Here is a 19,237-nt window from a genome sequence, read left to right as displayed (position 1 = left end):
TCGTAGAGACGTAAATTTGGACGTTTCTATAAATATTTATCTCATAAAAAAAACTATGCAGCTAATTAAAAAAATCTTCGTATTTCCAAAAATTATTTACGTTTTGATTCCAATTATAATTATTAGCTTCGTATTCGTAAACTTACCGTCAAATGGTATTGAAGTCAGTAGCATAGAATTTATCGGAGAAGCCACCTTACCAAAAAGTCTAATCTTTCAAAACACTGAAGTTGGAGGTTTATCTGGAATTACATATAATACAAAAGACAACCTTTATTATGCTATCTCTGACGATCGCGGACAAAAATCTGCTGCTCGTTTTTACACCTTGAAAATCGACTTTAGTAAAGGTTACTTACAAAAAGGTGGAATTATTCCAGTCAGCGTTACCACATTATTAAATGAAAACGATCAAACATTTCGACCTGGTGAAACTGATACAGAAGGTATTGCATTAACTAATAAGGCAACTGTATTTATTTCTTCTGAAGGTAACGCCGAAAAATTAATCAATCCTTTTATTAAAGAGTTCTCACTATCTTCTGGTAGAGAAATTGTTACACTTCCCATACCAAATAAATTTTTACCAGATAAAACTAGTCAAAAAGGTATCCGCAACAATTTGGCTTTTGAGAGCCTCACAATCACACCTGATAACAAACATTTATTCACAGCTACCGAAAATGCTCTAATTCAAGATGGTGTCGCAGCTAAACCTAATATCGGTAGTCCTTGCCGAATTTTGCAATACAACTTGCTCAACAACCAGCCAGAAAAGGAATTTTTTTACCAAACTGAACCAGTAGCACCATTTTTGAATCTGATTGGCAAATTTGCTAGTGGATTACCTGATTTACTTGCTCTCGATAATCAAGGACACTTCTTAAGTTTAGAAAGGTCTTTTACTGGTTTAGGATTTGCTATTTCCCTATTTCAGGTTTCCTTAGAGGGAGCCGATGATATTCATAATATTGATAGCCTTTTAGCAGTTGAGTCTAACAATATTAAACCAGTTAAGAAAAAGCTGCTGTTAGATTTGAGAAAACTAGATGTACTGCTAGACAATATCGAAGGCTTAACTCTTGGCCCAAAACTACCGGATGGTCAACAATCATTAATTCTCATCAGTGATAATAATTTTAACTCCCTGCAACGCACCCAAATACTAGCCTTTAAAATTAAAACTGAAAATCCAATAATTAGATTATTACGCCGTTTACTCCCGAATATTAACTTGTAACTGTAAAGAGTTAAAGGGGCATTCGCGGCTTGACTGCTATTTAGTTATTTATGATTATTCCTGTGTATTCACGGAATCTACTAAGTAACTTTATCTAGCTTATTTATAGTTTACGTGTAATTTCTCAACCGTACTCATTAATAAATATGTTACACAATGTTTAGCAGCTTTTGTACACAGCTTAAGCATATTTACAGCATATAATTAATTTTCTCAAAGTTCAGATATTTCTGAAGATTTAAATTTAATAATTAGCTAGACTTATGAAAGTATTTTGCCAATAACATTTTTTATAAATGATTTTTATGCCAGAAAATAAAATTGAGAGTATGGTAGGGCAAAAAGCAGAATTAGACGATTACATCGGACACTTCTTAAACAATCGCTATTTAATCAGAGATTTGATTGGCAAAGGGGGTATGGGTAGAGTTTATCTAGCAGAAGATACTGCTAAAGGCGGTATGCCGATCGCCATCAAAATCCTATCACTTAGTTTGTCAAACCAACAAATGTCCCAACGTTTTGCCAGAGAGATTTTTATTGGCGCTCAATTGGGTCGTAAAAGTAAACATATCGTTCGCATTTTAAGTTATGGAGTTACTGAGGATAAAACTCCATTTTATGTAATGGAATACCTCCAAGGAAAAAATCTCAAACAAATTCTGAAAATTCAGCCCTTAACAATATCGAAGTTTTTAGAAATTTGTAATCAAATTTGTTTAGGCTTACAATGTGCCCACCAAGGTATCAGCCTTAAAGGAGAAATTTATCCTATTGTTCACAGAGATATTAAACCAGAAAATATATTTATTGCTGAAGATAGTAAAAAAGGTGAAATTGTTAAAATACTAGATTTTGGTATTGCCAAGTTTTTAACAGAGCGAAGTGGGATGACCCTAACAGATTCTTTTATTGGCAGTTTGCCTTACTGTTCTCCAGAACATATGGAAGGGCGAAAACTGCTAGATGTCCGCTCTGATATTTATAGTTTGGGAGTACTAATGTTTGAGATGCTGACAGGGAAACATCCATTTCAAACAAAAAGTAACTCCTTTGGTACTTGGTATCAAGCTCATCGCTTTCAAATGCCACCTACAGTTGAAGAAGTAAATCCGCAAGTTAAAATACCAGAAATATTAGAAAAAATATTGATGAGTTGTTTAGCTAAAGAAGTAAGCGATCGCCCTCAGAATATCAACCAAATATTAGAAGATTTAGAAAAAGTTAATGCTCAAGTTAATAAGGTTATTTCTAGTAATAGTACCGACATTGTTAAAGTCTCACTTCCAGTTCAATTAGTACCCGCAACTTTACTATCAGAAAAAGAGTGTTTGCAGAAAAATTGGCCTAAAAATAAACCAATTGCGCCAATTGGATTTCCCCATTTACTACAGACTCCTCAAAGACCTATACCAACTTTTTGGGCAATGTTGCCCAAACAAGAGATTGCAAAATTTTTGGATAAAATACATAGTACTGAATTTATTAGTAAAATGAATGTGTATCCGATGCTACTGTGGGTAACAGTACTATATGACGCTCAACCTTCTACAACTAAGTGGCTACCTTATTTTCTGGATCTAAAAGATAATAAGAGTCAAAATATAGCGCGTAGTTTAGCAGAAGTAGGGTACTATCATTTACTATTTTTCCCCTTAGAAGAGCCAACTCATTGCTCTCATGTAACGACTTTAAATCTCACAGCTAAACAGCGTCAACAACTTGTAGATTGGCTAGATATTAGTCAACAGTCCAATGAATTAATTTTGCCTAGTCAAGCCAAAAATATTCTCAAAACAGAGTATGAAAAGCTAAAGTTAGACATATTACGAAACTTAGCCACTCATCAAAAATCTGAGACAGATGGTTTAAAAATTTGGATGACTAAATTCTTGGAAATGTTTTTGAAACTGCTATTGCATCGTTGAAAATATGCTATCAAAATCAAAATGCTTGTCACCATTATCTAATAATAGTTTTATGTGTTTATTGCTAACTTCAAATGGATTCAGCATCAGAGGTAAACAAAGTGAATCAAAGCCCATTTACATCTCCAAGTAGTACGGGCTTACTTGCCAATCGTTATCAACTCAAGCAATTAATTGGCAGCGGTGGCATGGGTGAAGTTTTTTTAGCGAATGATGTTTTGTTAGGAGGCATACCAGTTGCTATCAAGTTTTTGACTCAAACTGTTGCTAATACCAAGATGCAACAAGACTTTGCTCGTGAAGCTTTAATGAGTGCAGCCTTGAGTCAAAAGAGCGTACATATAGTGCGGGCGTATGATTATGGTGTGAATGAGAAAGGAAAACCATACTACGTCATGGAATATCTATGTGGCAAGAGTTTAAAGGATTTAATTCCGCTATCTCTGCCCATGTTTTTAACTCTCGCTCGCCAAATTTGTTTGGGCTTACAGTGTGCCCATCAAGGAATTAATATTGATGGCAAAATTTGTCCGTTGGTTCATCGAGATATCAAGCCTGCCAATATATTAGTTATTCCCGATCCGATATTGGGTCAGTTAGTTAAAATTCTCGATTTTGGTATTGCTAGATTTTTGAATTATACATCAACAGCAAGTACAAGTAGCGGATTTAATGGCACTTTACCCTACTGTTCTCCAGAACAGCTAGATGGGGAAAAATTAGATAGTCGCTCTGATATTTATAGCCTGGGTGTGATGATGTTTGAGATGCTCACAGGAAAAAAACCTTGGCAAACAGAAACTGATTACTTTGGTGCTTGGTATAAAGCACATCACTTTGAAGCACCAAAAACGATCGCAGATGTTAAACCCACTCTTAAAATACCTCAGAAACTAAATAATTTAATTATGGCTTGTCTGGCTAAAAAAGTAAGCGATCGCCCTCAAAATATCGCTGAAATTTTACAAGTTTTAAACAGTCTAGAACAGTCTAATAGTCCTACTAAGCCTACAAATTTTCCCTCTAACTCCATCCTCACCAGTCCCTTAAATTCTACATTACCAATCACTGTAGAACAAAGCTATCGGCAACTTTTGTGGCCTCAAAATAAACCAATTCAAGAAATTGTTTTTCCCCAGCTTCTAGACACCCCACAAGGCTCGATGACAGCGCTATGGTTGATGTTGTCTAAACAAGAAATCAAAAATTATGCGGTTTCTACCCGTTATAACCAGTTTGTTTTTGTGACATCCCCTCACCCAATGTTGTTGTGGGTAACTGTACTCTATAATCGGCAATTCGCTCCTAAGTGGCTACCGTGCTACTTAGATATGCAAAATCCCCAAAATCTGAGGATGGTAAGTTTCCTGGCTGAAAATGAACAACATCCTTTGATTTTCTTTACTCTGGAAGCACCACATTCCTGCATCAAGGTTCTCAGCAGTCGCATTGAGTCAACTCAGCGGCAAATGTTAAAAACTTGGGTGCAACAGAGCCATAGGCTACCACCCACTTCTCAACCCCAATTGAGCAAACAACTATTGAAGCAGCAGTATAAACAAATGCAATCTCGAATATTGCAACATCTGGAATCAGAGCCACAGGTGGTGTTATCACGGTCTTTTTAACGTATAATTCGCACCTGTAAGATACGTAACAAAAATCATTCCTAATTCCTAACTCCGAAACACTTGACAAGTAGAGAAAAAATAGTGATAATAGCAAAGTTGCCAAACAAGGGACTGTAGTTCAATTGGTTAGAGCACCGCCCTGTCACGGCGGAAGTTGCGGGTTCGAGCCCCGTCAGTCCCGTTCTAAATTTATGAGTAGCGAATCACTTAACTTGGGTGATATTGGATTTTGAATTACCCAAAGAGATTGACTCAGGATTCAAGATTTAAATATAAGCTACATTTATCATGCTTTGCGAAAGAGAGAATTAACTGTGACTGTTAGAGTCCGTATTGCGCCGAGTCCAACCGGAAATTTACATATTGGTACAGCTAGAACGGCTGTATTTAACTGGTTATTTGCCCGTCACTACGGCGGGAAATTTATACTGCGAATAGAAGATACAGATTTAGAGCGATCGCGTCCCGAATACACCGACAATATTCTTGAAGGACTGCGCTGGCTAGGGCTGAACTGGGATGAAGGGCCATTTTTTCAATCCCAACGCCTGGATCTTTATAAAGAAGCAGTGCAAAAACTGCTAGACCAAGGATTAGCCTATCGCTGCTACACTACTTCCGAAGAACTAGAGGCGCTCCGAGAAGCTCAAAAAGCTAGAGGCGAAGCACCTCGCTATGACAACCGTCACCGCAACCTCACCCCAGAACAACGCGCCGCCTTTGAAGCAGAAGGTCGTTCTTTTGTAATTCGCTTCAAAATCGAAGATGGGCGGGAAATTGTCTGGAATGACCTAGTAAGGGGCAAGATGTCTTGGCGAGGTAGCGATTTAGGCGGTGATATGGTCATTGCCCGCGCTTCAGAAGAGGGTAGCGGTCAACCTTTATACAACTTTGTCGTTGTAGTGGATGACATCGATATGCAAATCACCCACGTCATCCGCGGAGAAGACCACATCGCCAACACTGCCAAACAAATTTTGCTGTATGAAGCAATGGGTGCAAAAATTCCAGAGTTTTCCCATACGCCATTAATTTTGAATATGGAAGGGCGCAAGCTTTCTAAGCGAGATGGCGTCACTTCCATTTCTGACTTTCAGAAAATGGGCTTTACTGCTGAAGGCTTGGTAAATTACATGACATTGCTGGGTTGGTCGCCACCAGACTCGACGCAAGAAATATTTACCTTAGAAGCAGCAGCGAAAGAATTTGACTTTGAGCGTGTAAATAAAGCAGGTGCAAAATTTGACTGGAAGAAGCTGGATTGGTTGAACAGTCAGTATATCCACAATACGCCAGTAGATAAACTCACAGATTTACTCATACCCTACTGGCAAGCAGCTGGGTATAAATTTGATGGTGGAAGAGAACGCCCCTGGTTAGAACAGCTAGTAACTTTAATTAGCCAGAGTTTGACTCGCCTGGTAGATGGAGTAGCTCAAAGCCAACTGTTTTTTAGCGATACAGTTGAATTTAGCGAGGAAGGCAGTACACAACTAAAGCAAGAAGGTTCTGCTGCTGTCCTTGAAGCGATTGTCACAGCTTTAGAAAATCAGCCGCAACTGTCAGAAGCCGCCGCCCAAGACATTATAAAACAAGTGGTGAAAGAGCAAAAAGTCAAAAAAGGCTTAGTGATGCGATCGCTCCGAGCAGCTTTAACTGGAGATGTTCATGGCCCCGACTTAATCCAATCTTGGTTACTACTAAATCAGATTGGTTTAGATAAACCGCGCTTGAGTCGGGCTATAACGGAAGCTAAGTAGCGATTACTTCCAGATTTTAGAAATATTTCAGATTTTAGGGGCGCACAAACGTGTGCCCCTATCCATAAGGTAAAGCAACTATGGGAACAGGAAGTCATTGACTAATTACTAATGAATTATCCCCAATTTCACATCTAAAATAGTTAGTCAATTCTCCTCATGTTGGGAACTTGGTGTGTAAAATTCATGTCTTCAAAAACACTTAGAAGCGAACGTAATTACAATGCCGACAAAAGCGCTCAATAGAGGGATGAGATTATCGTTCATGATAGTTACGCTCTTCATCACATCGACAGTTAATGCTGCGGTTGATGCCCAGGAAGCGCCAACGATATTTGGAGATGTCACCCTTAGCCCTCAGTTTTCGCCAGACCCCCTGACAGTTCGCGGGATGAGTGGCGGTTCAATATCTGGGAGTCAAGTAGGTGGGAGAAGCGAAACAGCTACTGGCCCTTGTACCGGATTTGTTGATGAAACACCAGACCACACATTAGCGTTAACAAGTAAATTTGACTACCTAAAGCTGCAAGTGCAAAGTCCTGAAGACACCACCATAATTATCAAAGGGCCCGGTGGTACTTGGTGCAATGACGACTTTGATGGCAAAAATGCTGGCATTGTTGGTGAATGGCTACCTGGAAGTTACCAAATTTGGGTTGGTTCCTACGAAAAAGGCAAGTATCTTCCTTACACTCTAAAAATTACAGAAGTAAAGTAGGGGATTGGGCACAAGAAGCAGAGGTGCGGAGGGGCAGAGGGGAAAAACTTACTGTAACTTTTCCCCTTCTTCCTTATCTCCCTCACTCCCCATTTTCCCAGAATCATGATTGAGAGCGGCTTGGACGATACGAGGAGCATTCTGGAGAAATTCTCTCTGTCTTTGCATTCCGTTGCGCTCCCTTTTCTCGTGCGATATTGTATTAAAATTAAGTTAACTTTGATTAAGATTCTTGTTGGCATTGCCATAATGCTCTAATTGCCTTATTGCAGTGCATCTAAGAGATCAAATTAAACAAAATGGATTTATAAACATCCGTTTAACAGCTTAAAGTGACAGAGTGATGAACATTCGGTTACTAGAGCTAACGAGTTGTATAGGCATCTAGAGGCAAATTAAAATGAAATTCTCTTGGAAAGTCGTAGCACTCTGGACGTTGCCGGCTTTGGTAATTGGCTTTTTCTTCTGGCAAGGGGCGTTTGCAGGCGCTCCTGCCGACATGAGTAAGAATGCAGCCAATACTCGCATGACTTATGGTCGCTTTCTAGAATACTTGAACAGCGATCGCGTCAGCAGTGTGGATCTTTACGAAGGCGGTAGGACGGCAATTATAGAAGCCCGCGATCCAGACCTGGAAAATCGTGTCCAAAGATGGCGTGTAGATTTGCCTATTAACGCTCCTGAGTTAATTAGCAAGCTCAAAGAGAAAGCCATTAGTTTTGATGCTCACCCCATGCGGAATGATGGCGCAATTTGGGGATTGTTGGGCAATCTCATCTTTCCAGTTTTATTGATTACTGGCTTGTTCTTTTTGTTCCGGCGTTCTAGCAACCTTCCAGGCGGCCCAGGGCAAGCAATGAACTTCGGTAAATCCAAAGCGCGTTTCCAAATGGAGGCAAAAACTGGCGTCAAATTTGACGACGTAGCTGGAATCGAAGAAGCTAAGGAAGAACTGCAAGAAGTCGTCACCTTCCTGAAGCAGCCAGAAAGATTTACGGCTGTGGGCGCACGGATTCCCAAGGGAGTGCTGTTAGTTGGGCCTCCTGGAACTGGTAAAACTTTATTAGCAAAAGCGATCGCAGGGGAAGCAGGCGTACCTTTCTTCAGCATTTCCGGTTCGGAATTTGTGGAAATGTTCGTTGGTGTGGGTGCATCCCGCGTCCGCGATTTGTTCAAGAAAGCTAAAGATAACGCCCCCTGTATTATCTTTATCGATGAAATCGACGCTGTAGGACGGCAACGGGGGGCTGGTATCGGTGGCGGTAACGACGAAAGAGAGCAAACCCTCAACCAATTGCTCACCGAAATGGACGGGTTTGAAGGTAACACAGGCATCATTATTATTGCTGCTACCAACCGTCCCGACGTACTAGACTCAGCCTTGTTGCGTCCCGGTCGCTTTGACCGCCAAGTAACAGTTGATGCACCCGATATCAAAGGGCGTTTGGAAATCTTACAAGTCCATGCGCGGAATAAGAAACTAGACCCTAGCGTATCTTTAGATGCGATCGCTCGCCGCACTCCTGGATTCACTGGTGCTGACTTAGCCAACTTACTCAACGAAGCAGCAATTTTGACTGCTAGAAGACGCAAAGAAGCCATCACCCTCCGCGAAATTGATGATGCGGTAGATCGGGTAGTTGCAGGGATGGAAGGTACTCCTTTGGTAGATAGCAAGAGCAAGCGCTTGATTGCTTATCACGAAATCGGACACGCCTTAGTTGGAACTTTGTTAAAAGACCATGACCCAGTGCAGAAAGTTACCTTAATCCCACGGGGACAAGCACAGGGTTTAACTTGGTTTACGCCCAATGAAGAACAGGGATTAATTTCTCGTTCCCAGTTGAAAGCTAGAATTACTGGTGCTTTGGGTGGCCGCGCCGCTGAAGAGGTTATTTTTGGCGCTGCGGAAGTCACAACTGGTGCTGGTGGAGACTTGCAGCAATTATCGGGAATGGCACGGCAAATGGTGACTCGGTTCGGGATGTCCGACTTAGGGCCACTGTCGTTAGAAAGCCAGCAGGGAGAAGTATTCTTGGGTCGTGACTGGACAACCCGATCTGAGTATTCTGAATCCATCGCTTCCCGCATTGATGGACAAGTCAGAGAAATTGTTGAGCAGTGCTACGACAATGCTAAGAAGATCATCCGTGACCATCGCACTGTCACCGATCGCTTAGTAGATTTGCTCATCGAGAAAGAAACCATTGATGGCGAAGAATTCCGCCAGATTGTGGCTGAGTATGCTGAAGTCCCAGATAAGCAACAGTACGTACCGCAACTATAGTAAGTAGGTGAAGCTTTTTTGAGCGATCGCCTGCGAATGAGCAAACTATAGCAGTTCTCGTTTACATAAGGTACATCTGTAGGGGCACGGTACTGTCCTTACACCTCTCAATATAATGTTGTACTGCATCTGAATGGGAACCGCCATAACATAAAATCACCTGGGGATGATATTCATATCATCCCCATTTTTGCTATTTTATTCAGTAAACAGATCAAATTTGTTCAAAAAATTAGATATTCTTCTCGCTCTATAGGAAAATATGGTTCAGTTAAAAAATTTGTATGAGCGATCGCCTCGCTTTGAGACGTTGCAATACAACTTCTCTACACACATAAAATCTCCACAAACAATTCTTAACTGAACCGTATTGCTCTAATGGATCTTAATTTCTGCCCAAGCCATCTGGACTCCTCAACAAAAAAACATTCAGAGTTTGCACTGTCCCATAATCAGCAGGTGATGTGGTTGCTCTCACAGCAGAAATCTGAGAACAAGATTCACCATATCTTCTCTACTGTTCGGCTTTAGATATCGCCACTTGGCAGAAAGCATGACATTTCGTTGTGAGAGACATATAACTCTACTGCGAAACGCCCTACCTCTTCATCCTCTTATTTTGGCAACGGTATTGGCTCAGTAACACTTTTATTTGACTCGATAAGCTTCTACATAGTTTGCTGGAGAATAGTCAAACTCGCCTTTCCACCGCTCAATCAAGCGTTCGGCGAAGGTCTTACCAGAGACAGCAATTTCTTCAATGGGATCGAGGTACTTTAAGACAGTGGGTTGTTCGAGACCTGCATTAACCCGTGCTTGCAACCCTTCTTTAGCCAGCTTGACCATTTCTAAAGCTAGTTCTCTGACTGAATCATTACCATACTTCGCCTCCAATCCCTTATAGCAAACTTCTGCTTGTGCTTTTTGATAGTCCTCAATCGTTCGATTTTGAAACAGTTTCCACAAAGATTCAACAGATGGTTGATGATAAACCAATCCAGTCCAGAAAGCGCACGCACCAGGAACCAGTTCCAAAGGCAGTCCATCCATTGAACGAATTTCGATCGTATTTCGCAAGCGAATATCGGTGTAAATGGATGAAAAGTGAGCGCGCCAGTTATCAAATGTGGGCTTGGTTCCATCTTCAAAGCCATGTTCTAGTACAGATGCAAAAGTGCGTCCGTACATGGGTTGACAGACACCATTAACAACAGCGACCATCATCGGAATTTGAATTGCCCAATCAATATAATCATTAAAAGTCATAGAACCACTAAGGGCTGGGGGAAGACAACCGCAACGTGCCGGGTCCCATCTCAGCCAGTACCTTGACCGATGGGATAATGTACCGTCAGCCACTCCCTCTTCGATGGGAGAGTTAGCGAACAGCGCATTAGACACGGGAACCGCTGCTACTAGCGATCGCATTTTGCGATTCATGTCTTCTTCAGAAACATAATCAAAGGTCACTTGGGTAGATATACATCGTGCCATAACGCACTTTCCCAGAGAATCAATTCCCAAATTGTTGAGATAATCTAGAATCAATCCATAGCGATCGTTCGGTGACCATTTAGTATCTTCGAGCTTGTCAAAGGGCAACATACTGCCAGCAATCAGCACAGCACCTAACTCTCGCGTTACCTCTGCCATCTTCAAGACTTCTTGCTCGGTAGTCCGGACAAGGGTTTCTATATCTCCAATTGGAGGAGATGAGTATTCGATCGTTCCCGCCGCTTCTAAAGAAACTTTAGTCCCGTCTGCTCTTCGCAGACCGAAAATATGACCTCCATCGACAATCGGTATCCACCGATCGGTTTTGAGTAATGCTGACAAGATGGCGGATACTCCCGTAGTCCCCTTATAAGGAATAGAAAGTCCTGTGTCAGGATTGACTACTCCCAATTCCACCTCTATCCCGATTTTCTCGGTTGCTGTTTCGTCTTTAAAAAAGAATGGTAGGAGATCTTGACGAGTTAATAATTGTTCATTGTTCATTACTACTTCCTTGGAGTAAAGGACGATTTACTACTTCTATAACTGTTAATTTCTCAGCTTTTTGACCCGATTGGGCTAGGTAAATGCCCAACAAAACCACGAACAAAGCCAACCAGTTGAGAAGACTTAACTGTTCACCAAAGATCATCCATCCCATAATAGCGGTGAAGATAGGTTCGAGGAGTAAGAACAGAGAAATGAACCCAGAAGAAAACTTTTTGATCTGGTGGGCAAGAATCACTGAAGCGATCGCCTGGCAGAAAACAGCCAGAGAAATCACTGCCAACCAGCCTTGCATGGAAGAGGGAAAAAGTTTATCCTCGGTGAGCAATACCAGGGGAAATGTCCAACAACTCCTGATCAAGCAAGACCATAGGAGTATGCCACTTGCTGGGAACTTAGCTCTGAGTCGTTCTGTTGTCAGCATATTCGTTGCAAAGAACACAGCAGAAAGTAAGGCCCAACCATCACCAACGAGATTATCAGTACCCAATTGCCAATCTTCAAAACCAATTGCGATCGCTCCTCCTATGGCTAGAGTCAAACCAAGCAGAAATCGCTTATCAAAATAATGACCTAATACCAGCCATCCCCCAAAGGCGACGAAAACTGGGGTAAAGTTATGTAGTAGATTCGCATTAGCGACACCAGTTTGAGTCAAAGACCAGACCCAGGCAAGTTGACACAGTTCCGTTGCAGTCGCCGCTACAAATAAAAGTCCTAAATCGCTAAGTGTGTAGTTTTCCTGGGGCGCAACTGATTTCTTAGACAGTTTTAAGCGAAAAACTTCAATTCCTCTCCAAAATCCAAGGACGATAGTAGCTATCCAGAAGCGATTAAAGACGGTAGCATTGGGACCTAAATCTTGTTCGCTCAATTTGATCAAGATTGCCGCTAAGGAAAACATAAATACTGCGATAAATACTAAGATAGCCTCTATCAGAGTTGCAGTTTGCTGCTGTGTTTCTGGTTCGGCCGACTCTAATAAATCATCCATAATTATTTTTCTATGAACTACCTATACCAAATCGATGTTTCTAACTGGTAGCAAGTTTATATTACTCTTCCATCACGCTCATGAGAGAAAGCAATAGGGTTCAGTTAAGCCTACGTAGTGTCAGTATAGCTGTCGCCAGCAGTATTAGTACATAGATTATGAGAATAGCTAAAGTTTTTAGCGACTGACTATCTGTTGCGATGCCTACGACGAGCTTTGCTAACGTAGTAGGTTGGGTTGATTTCATAACTGATTGGCAAACGCGATCGCAAAAAGCATGGTTCATCTGTTCCCAAATACTTTCTCTTTGCTAATATCTAAATTTATTTAATTTAGATAAATACAAATTAAGTAGAACAGCGCAAATAAACAGTCTTATGTAACGAACAATAAAGTTACCTAAAACCCTCTTCACTTCTGTTTTCTGTTTTCTGTTTTCTGCCGTCTGCCTTACCTGAATGATAAATATTCATACAGACTTACTTATCAATGAATATAAAAATAAGTTTACTTATCTTTATATTTTCAAGAAAGATAACTTTTAATTACTCAGTATTAATGTAAAAACCTAAAAATAGCCGGAAAAACTTATAAAATTAATGTTGCTTTAGTTATGATATTTTTATTATATAAGTATTATTACTTAGAAAACACCTGATCAGTCAATTAGATGGCTAGTTGACTTTCAAATTGAAAAAACATATTCTATTCCTCAAGCAAGACTACCAATAACTAGACATTAAAGTCAGTTTTAGCTACTTGTGAACATTGACATAAACTAAAGGAATCAAATCATGAAAAACCGCAAGAAAAATGGACAATATACTGGCTCTTTACTCGGTTAATCAATCAGATTAACTCAATAAAAGTCAGTTTGAGCTTACTTGTAAACATTGACGGAAATTAAAGGAGTCAAATCATGAAAAACCGCAAGAAAAATGGACAATATACTGGTTCTTTACTTGGTTAATCAATCAGATTAACTCAACGAAAAGTCAGTTTGAGCTTACTTGTGAACATTGACGAAAATTAAAGGAGTCAAATCATGAAAAACCGCAAGAAAAATGGACAATATACTGGCTCTTTACTTGGTTAATTAATCAAGTAAACAGAACTTACAAGCATGTAATTTGTGATTCTAAGTGTAATAAAAGAGCATACCATCTTGCAAAGTACTCCAATTATTTCCCTTAGAAAGACAATAAAACATGTATGTAAGTTCTAGCTAATTTAAGTAGAGCTAATTATTCCAGCATATCTTACTTATACCAATTCTCTGTGAAGGTGCATATTATTTTTACCCCTCCTAACCTCTCGCCAGTCGCTACAACTTTGGAAACCAAAGCAACGTGCTGGCTCCTCAAACCATTGGGAAAGTGCCGGAGACGGTGGGTTTCTTTAGTATGTATCTTCATATAGAAAGGGTATTATTGTATTTATATGCTGGAATTGACCTAGAAAAATTGTATTTTCTTGTCACAAAGACTTAAAAATTTTCATAGTTTCATAGTTGCCAACAGTAATCATTCATTAAAATATGCAGGTGATATTATGAAGACAATACCTATCTATCCCAGTCTTTTTCGTCAACTTGGTGAACCCGAAGAAAGTACTTTTTACTTTGTCACTAATTCCCATCTCCTCGATGTATTTAAGATAGAGGAAAACAAAGGTTATAAAGATTTTAAAATGCTTAGTTACGATCCAGGTGATAGCTTCATCAAAATATTAAAAGAACAAATTAATGAACCTGCTCATATTCTTGTTATTACGCCAGATTGTTTATTTGAATCTGTACATCCAGATGATTTAGGTCAGCATCGTAAACTTTTAATTTTTGCCTGCAATTCTGCTCCAACTTCAATAGAAGCTGTTGAACACTTTTTAAGATGTGGCGAAAAAACAGATCCTGAAGAACAGGAAAAGATTTCAAGCCAATTTTTTGAACGGGGTGAAGCTGCTGAGATTTTAAAGCTGGTTGATGAAGAATATGGAACAGTAGCTGAATTTAATCATTTAAGCGATAACTATGGATGGCATGAGCAATTAGGTATGTTAGGTTGGGGAGAACAGCAAATCTTTCCATCAGGAGAAATAGCTTGTTTTCTTGTACCATTAAAAGGTATAAATAAGCTTCCTGAACTTCAATTTGAATTAAATGGAGAAATACCTCTAAAAGGCTTTCCAGTAGTTCACTCAGGGCCTCCATCTTTCCTGCGGGAAGACCAACAAAGAATTTATGAAAAACTTTCTAGTTTCAAGGATCATGCTGTCATTGCAACTATCAAGGATGGCATAATAGTTGGCATGAAAGCAACCCATCCATCTGTCCAACCAGCTTTAGAAATTCTCGAAGCTATGTTCATGGTGGATTCCAGATTTAGACAGATATTTGAGATTGGGTTTGCTATCAACCCATATATTGATATATTACCGCAAAACTCAGCCATGAATGAGGTTTTTGGTGGTGAAAAGGGTTGCGTTCATTTTGGTTTGGGAATGCTGCCTTACACTCAATATCATTTGGATCTCATCTGTCCAAATATTAAAGTGCTGGGCAATAATGATGAACTGCTCCTGGGTGGAAATTGGATCGGTAATCACAAAGATAAACAAAAGCAAACAAGAAAAATGGTGCCTCAAAGAGTAGCACAATGCCCGTGTATTGGATGAGAACTTTGCTCAGAATGATTGTGCGGGAAAATAAGAGGATTGATTAATGTCAAAGATTGCTATACATCCAGGGCGTTTGCAGCAATTTGGTAACACAGAAGAAAACACTTCATTTTGTGTTGTCACCAACTCTAGCTTATTAGACAAGATAAAAATTGATCCAGAAAAAGACTACAAAGACTACAAATTAATCTCCTATGATGCAGGGGATGATTTCTCAAAAATACTGCGCGAGCAAATACCTGAGCCAGCTCATATTCTTGTCATTGCACCAAATTGTTATTTCCGTTCACCAGAGCCAGAACATCTTGGCCCCCACAGAAAGCTCTGTATTATGGCTTGCAATTCTACTCCGACATCAGTGGAAGCAATTGAGCATTTCCTCAGATGTGGTGAAAACACAGACCCTTACGAACAAGAGGAAATTGCCGAGCAATTCTTTACCAAGGGTGAAGACGCAGGTCACTTCAAGTTTGTGGATGAGGAATATCAAACCGTTGCTGTATTTGAGCATTTAGATGATGGGTTACAGTGGCACGAACAAGTAGGGCGACTTGAATGGGGAGAACAACAGTTATTTCCCTCAGGAGAAATCAGTGTGTTGCCTGTAGATGTTTTTGCTCTAAACCTCAATGTCAAACTTAATATCAACGGGAAATTGGCATTTAAAGGGATTCCTGTACTGCACTCAGGTACACCTTCATTTCTACCAGAGGATCAAGAACGAATTTTTCAAGCGCTGTATACAATGCGAGATGATGCTGTGATTGCAACTTTGCAGGATGGCATTATCACTCACATAGAAGCATCTAGTCCATCTGTCCAACCTGCTGTAGATATCTTGCAAGCCATGTATGAAGTGGATTCTAGATACAGAATCATTATCGAGATTGGTTTTGCAGTGAATCACCATTTAAAGCTATTTCCTGGAAATTCGGCGATGAATGAGGTCTACGCTAATACTAATGGAACTGTCCATTTTGGGATGGGACTGATTCCTCACACTCAATATCATTTAGACATCATCTGTCCATCCATAAAAGTGTATTCTCAAAATGACGAATTGGTATTTGGAGGAATACGGTAAATTAGGTTGGAAATTACAGATTATGGATAATTTCCAACAGAACCGTCTAATTGTTATTAAGTTGATTTATGAGTTTTTTGAGATAGTAGTTAACGTATAAAATACAACAATTAATTTGGTATATAACTCCAGAAGAATAAGGTACTTGAACTGCTAACAACCATAATTTTTGTATGGTGCGATCGCATTCCTCGGACGCTTTTATCAAAATCACTTCCGAAAAATCTATTAACTATTGTCAGTAAATTCCAATCTCTTAACAAAAACTAGGTGAAGGCTACTAACTCTTGGATCGTCCGACCTAAATCAAAACATCAATCCCCCTTTCTGCGTCTATTTTGTATTCCTTATGCTGGTGGTAGTGCTTCCATCTTTCACCGTTGGTCAAGCCAATTACCACCAGATATCGAAGTTTGCTCGATACAACTTCCTGGTCGGGAAAAGCGCCTGAAGGAGCCACCATTTACTGAACTATTGCCTCTAATTCAAAGTCTGGCTCCTGTCTTGCTTCCTTATCTAGATATACCCTTCGCCATCTTCGGTCACAGTACGGGAGCTATAGTCAGCTTTGAATTAGTCCGTCAACTCCGCCGCCAAAAAGCACCTAACCCTGTTCATCTGTTTGTTTCAGCTCGTCGCGCTCCCCAATTACCTTCAACGGAATCACCCATTCATCAACTGCCTGAAGCCGCTTTTATAGAAAAATTGCGTCGTTACCAGGGTACACCAGACGCAATACTGAAAAATCCAGAGCTTATGGAAATCTTTTTGCCTACCCTACGAGCCGATTTAGCTATTAATGAAACCTATATCTACAGCAGTGAACCTCCTGTTGACTGTCCTATATCTGCGTTCGGAGGTTTGCAGGATATGGAGGTGAGTCGTGACGACCTCGCTGCTTGGCGTTACCAAACTAATAGCACTTTCAGCCTCCGGATGTTTCCTGGCAATCACTTCTTTCTTCATGGTGAGCATCATGCGCTGCTGTCCTCTATATCCCAAGACTTAAACTCAGCTTTATCTATTTAAATAATGTGACGATCGGAGTCAATTTATTATGTCCAAATCACAATCTCTTACGGAAGCAGAACGGCATCAGTTGTTGGTTGAGTGGAATGACACCAAAGCAGATTATCCCCAGGAGAAATGTATCCATCAGTTGTTTGAGGAACAGGTGGAGCGGACTCCCAATGCATTGGCAACAGTGTTTAAAGACCAACATTTGACTTATCAACAGTTAAATGAAAGAGCAAATCAGTTAGCAAATTACCTGCAAAAACTGGGTGTAAGGCCAGAAGTGTTGGTAGGGATTTGTGTTGATCGCTCCCTAGAAATGATAGTGGGAATCCTTGGCATTCTTAAGGCTGGCGGTGCTTACGTCCCTCTAGATCCAGAATACCCACAAGAACGTTTAGCTTTCATGCTGGAGGATATGCAAGCATCGGTGTTGTTGACTCAGCAGCACTTAGTTGAACATCTTCCCTCACACCAAGCAAAAGTTATCTGTCTGGACACTGACTGGCAAGTCATTGCCACAGAGAGTAAAACCCTACCCTTGAGTTCAGTGCGCTCAGACAATCTGGTTTATGCAATGTACACCTCAGGTTCCACAGGAAAGCCGAAGGGTGTTCTCGTTCAGCATCAAGGATTGTGCAGTGTCATCCTGACATCGGTTGAAGCTTTCGGGATGAATGATAGTGACAGAGTTTTACAGTTTGCCACCTTCAGCTTTGATGTTTCTGTATGGGAAATCTTCTCTGCCTTGGTCAGTGGAGCCACCTTATACTTGATCGATCGGGAGACAATGCTCTCAGATCAGCAGTTGCTTCAACTCATCCGCAACCAGCAGATGACTACAGTCTTCCTTTTACCTTCAGTCCTCAAGCGACTTCCTTCACAAAACTTGCCAGCCTTACGCAGGGTAATTACAGGTGGAGAAGGATTTTCTGAAGATTTTATCACCCGTTGGGCTAAGGGACGCCACTTCTTCTATGTCTATGGGCCGACAGAGGCAACTATCCTTCAGTCTTTTATTGACTGTAGTCAAGTCTGTCCCCAAAAAGCGTTACTCGGTCGGCCAATTGCCAACTTCCAATATTATGTACTAGATACCGAGCTAAAACCTGTACCAGTTGGAGTGATTGGAGAACTCCATATTGGTGGTGTCGGTTTAGCCAGAGGTTATCTGAATCAACCGGAACTCAGCGAACAAAAGTTTATTCCCAATCCCTTTAGTCACGAAGAGGGAGCGCGTCTTTACAAAACTGGTGATTTGGTTCGCTATCAGAGCGATGGTAACTTGGAATTTTTGGGTCGCAGCGATCATCAGCTAAAAATCCGAGGCTTTCGCATTGAACTGGGAGAAATTGAGGTCGCCTTGGCTCAACATCCAGAAGTACGGGAAACTGTGCTTATGGGCCGCGAGGATATACCAGGTGACAAGCGCTTAGTGGCTTATGTAGTTCCTGTTAGCAAGCAAGCTGTAAGTGTCAATCAACTACAAAATTTTTTGCGGCAGAAATTGCCGGAATACATGATTCCATCTGCTTTTGTGATGTTGGATGAGTTACCGTTAATGCCCAATAAAAAGGTCAATCGTCAAGCGCTTCCCGCACCTACTCAAGCAAGACCTGAACTTGAAGAACCCTTTGTGGCTCCTCGTACCCTGGTTGAAGAATTAATAGCTGGGATTTGGGGGGAAATTTTAAATCTGGAAAAGGTTGGTGTTGACGATGACTTCTTTGAGTTGGGAGGACATTCTCTATTAGCTTCCCAAGCGATCGCTCGGATGTGCGAAGCTTTTGAGATGGACATTCCTCAGCGAACTTTGTTTGAAACTCCTACTGTTGCTGACCTGGCTGCGGTAATTACAAAAAAACAAGCTGGAAAAAACTGAAGATTTATTTGATATTTCCACA

13 protein-coding genes and 1 tRNA gene are annotated in these 19,237 nt (G+C 40.6%); 11 read left to right on the top strand and 3 right to left on the bottom strand.

Features of this window, described 5'->3' with window-relative positions:
• The first annotated feature begins 55 nt into the window (after positions 1-55).
• The 7 genes from ACM0OX_RS07385 to ftsH2 all read left to right on the top strand — a co-directional run bounded on the left by ACM0OX_RS07385 (position 56) and on the right by ftsH2 (position 9,564).
• Positions 56-1,240: an esterase-like activity of phytase family protein gene (locus ACM0OX_RS07385; RefSeq protein WP_414514299.1), complete on the top strand. Its 1,185-nt coding sequence runs from the start codon at positions 56-58 to the stop codon at positions 1,238-1,240.
• Between the two features lie 305 nt (positions 1,241-1,545).
• Complete coding sequence (locus tag ACM0OX_RS07380) at positions 1,546-3,168, top strand: serine/threonine protein kinase (RefSeq protein WP_414514297.1); 1,623 nt, start codon at positions 1,546-1,548, stop codon at positions 3,166-3,168.
• Positions 3,169-3,269: 101 nt separating this feature from the next.
• Complete coding sequence (locus ACM0OX_RS07375) at positions 3,270-4,796, top strand: serine/threonine protein kinase (RefSeq protein ID WP_414514295.1); 1,527 nt, start codon at positions 3,270-3,272, stop codon at positions 4,794-4,796.
• A gap of 110 nt (positions 4,797-4,906) precedes the next feature.
• Positions 4,907-4,980: transfer RNA gene (locus ACM0OX_RS07370), tRNA-Asp, on the top strand.
• Between the two features lie 133 nt (positions 4,981-5,113).
• Complete coding sequence (gene gltX, locus ACM0OX_RS07365; RefSeq protein ID WP_414514293.1) at positions 5,114-6,559, top strand: glutamate--tRNA ligase; 1,446 nt, start codon at positions 5,114-5,116, stop codon at positions 6,557-6,559.
• A gap of 223 nt (positions 6,560-6,782) precedes the next feature.
• Entirely contained in the window at positions 6,783-7,277 is a 495-nt protein-coding gene (locus ACM0OX_RS07360) for a hypothetical protein (protein WP_099100181.1), read from the top strand.
• 400 nt (positions 7,278-7,677) lie between these two features.
• A complete protein-coding gene (ftsH2, locus tag ACM0OX_RS07355) occupies positions 7,678-9,564 on the top strand; it encodes an ATP-dependent zinc metalloprotease FtsH2 (RefSeq protein ID WP_414514291.1) in 1,887 nt (628 codons plus the stop codon).
• Between the two features lie 648 nt (positions 9,565-10,212).
• Here the strand turns inward: ftsH2 and ACM0OX_RS07350 are convergent.
• The 3 genes from ACM0OX_RS07350 to ACM0OX_RS07340 form a co-directional block, all read right to left on the bottom strand.
• Positions 10,213-11,562, bottom strand: coding sequence for a glutamate-cysteine ligase family protein (locus ACM0OX_RS07350; RefSeq protein WP_414514289.1), 1,350 nt, complete (start codon positions 11,560-11,562; stop codon positions 10,213-10,215).
• Entirely contained in the window at positions 11,552-12,559 is a 1,008-nt protein-coding gene (locus ACM0OX_RS07345; protein ID WP_414514288.1) for a DMT family transporter, read from the bottom strand. Before ACM0OX_RS07345 ends, ACM0OX_RS07350 begins: the two co-directional genes overlap by 11 nt.
• A 100-nt stretch (positions 12,560-12,659) precedes the next feature.
• On the bottom strand, positions 12,660-12,845 hold the full coding sequence (locus tag ACM0OX_RS07340) for a hypothetical protein (protein WP_414514286.1): 186 nt from the start codon (positions 12,843-12,845) through the stop codon (positions 12,660-12,662).
• Between the two features lie 1,265 nt (positions 12,846-14,110).
• On the opposite strand from ACM0OX_RS07340, the gene ACM0OX_RS07335 reads away from it, so the two are divergent.
• The 4 genes from ACM0OX_RS07335 (at position 14,111) to ACM0OX_RS07320 (ending at position 19,215) form a co-directional block, all read left to right on the top strand.
• Positions 14,111-15,232 (top strand): hypothetical protein, encoded by a 1,122-nt coding sequence (locus ACM0OX_RS07335; RefSeq protein ID WP_414514284.1) that lies wholly within the window; start codon positions 14,111-14,113, stop codon positions 15,230-15,232.
• Positions 15,233-15,278: 46 nt separating this feature from the next.
• Entirely contained in the window at positions 15,279-16,319 is a 1,041-nt protein-coding gene (locus ACM0OX_RS07330; RefSeq protein ID WP_414514282.1) for a hypothetical protein, read from the top strand.
• A 270-nt stretch (positions 16,320-16,589) separates the two neighbouring features.
• Positions 16,590-17,348, top strand: a complete 759-nt coding sequence (locus ACM0OX_RS07325) for a thioesterase II family protein (protein WP_414514280.1) — start codon at positions 16,590-16,592, stop codon at positions 17,346-17,348.
• Between the two features lie 28 nt (positions 17,349-17,376).
• Positions 17,377-19,215, top strand: coding sequence for a non-ribosomal peptide synthetase (locus tag ACM0OX_RS07320; protein WP_414514278.1), 1,839 nt, complete (start codon positions 17,377-17,379; stop codon positions 19,213-19,215).
• The last annotated feature ends 22 nt before the right edge of the window (positions 19,216-19,237 follow it).

Origin of the sequence: Nostoc sp. PCC 9305 (assembly GCF_963920915.1) — a bacterium.
Classification (GTDB): Bacteria; Cyanobacteriota; Cyanobacteriia; order Cyanobacteriales; family Nostocaceae; genus Nostoc.
This window is presented reverse-complemented; position numbering and strand designations above follow the sequence as displayed.

Bases quoted from the DNA above. Each gene is read 5' to 3' on its own strand.
- ACM0OX_RS07385 (WP_414514299.1), top strand. From the start codon at position 56: ATGCAGCTAATTAAAAAAATCTTCGTATTTCCAAAAATTATTTACGTT.
- ACM0OX_RS07380 (WP_414514297.1), top strand. From the start codon at position 1,546: ATGCCAGAAAATAAAATTGAGAGTATGGTAGGGCAAAAAGCAGAATTA.
- ACM0OX_RS07360 (WP_099100181.1), top strand. From the start codon at position 6,783: ATGCCGACAAAAGCGCTCAATAGAGGGATGAGATTATCGTTCATGATA.
- ftsH2 (WP_414514291.1), top strand. From the start codon at position 7,678: ATGAAATTCTCTTGGAAAGTCGTAGCACTCTGGACGTTGCCGGCTTTG.
- ACM0OX_RS07350 (WP_414514289.1), bottom strand. From the start codon at position 11,562: ATGAACAATGAACAATTATTAACTCGTCAAGATCTCCTACCATTCTTT.
- ACM0OX_RS07345 (WP_414514288.1), bottom strand. From the start codon at position 12,559: ATGGATGATTTATTAGAGTCGGCCGAACCAGAAACACAGCAGCAAACT.
- ACM0OX_RS07340 (WP_414514286.1), bottom strand. From the start codon at position 12,845: ATGAACCATGCTTTTTGCGATCGCGTTTGCCAATCAGTTATGAAATCA.
- ACM0OX_RS07335 (WP_414514284.1), top strand. From the start codon at position 14,111: ATGAAGACAATACCTATCTATCCCAGTCTTTTTCGTCAACTTGGTGAA.
- ACM0OX_RS07330 (WP_414514282.1), top strand. From the start codon at position 15,279: ATGTCAAAGATTGCTATACATCCAGGGCGTTTGCAGCAATTTGGTAAC.
- ACM0OX_RS07320 (WP_414514278.1), top strand. From the start codon at position 17,377: ATGTCCAAATCACAATCTCTTACGGAAGCAGAACGGCATCAGTTGTTG.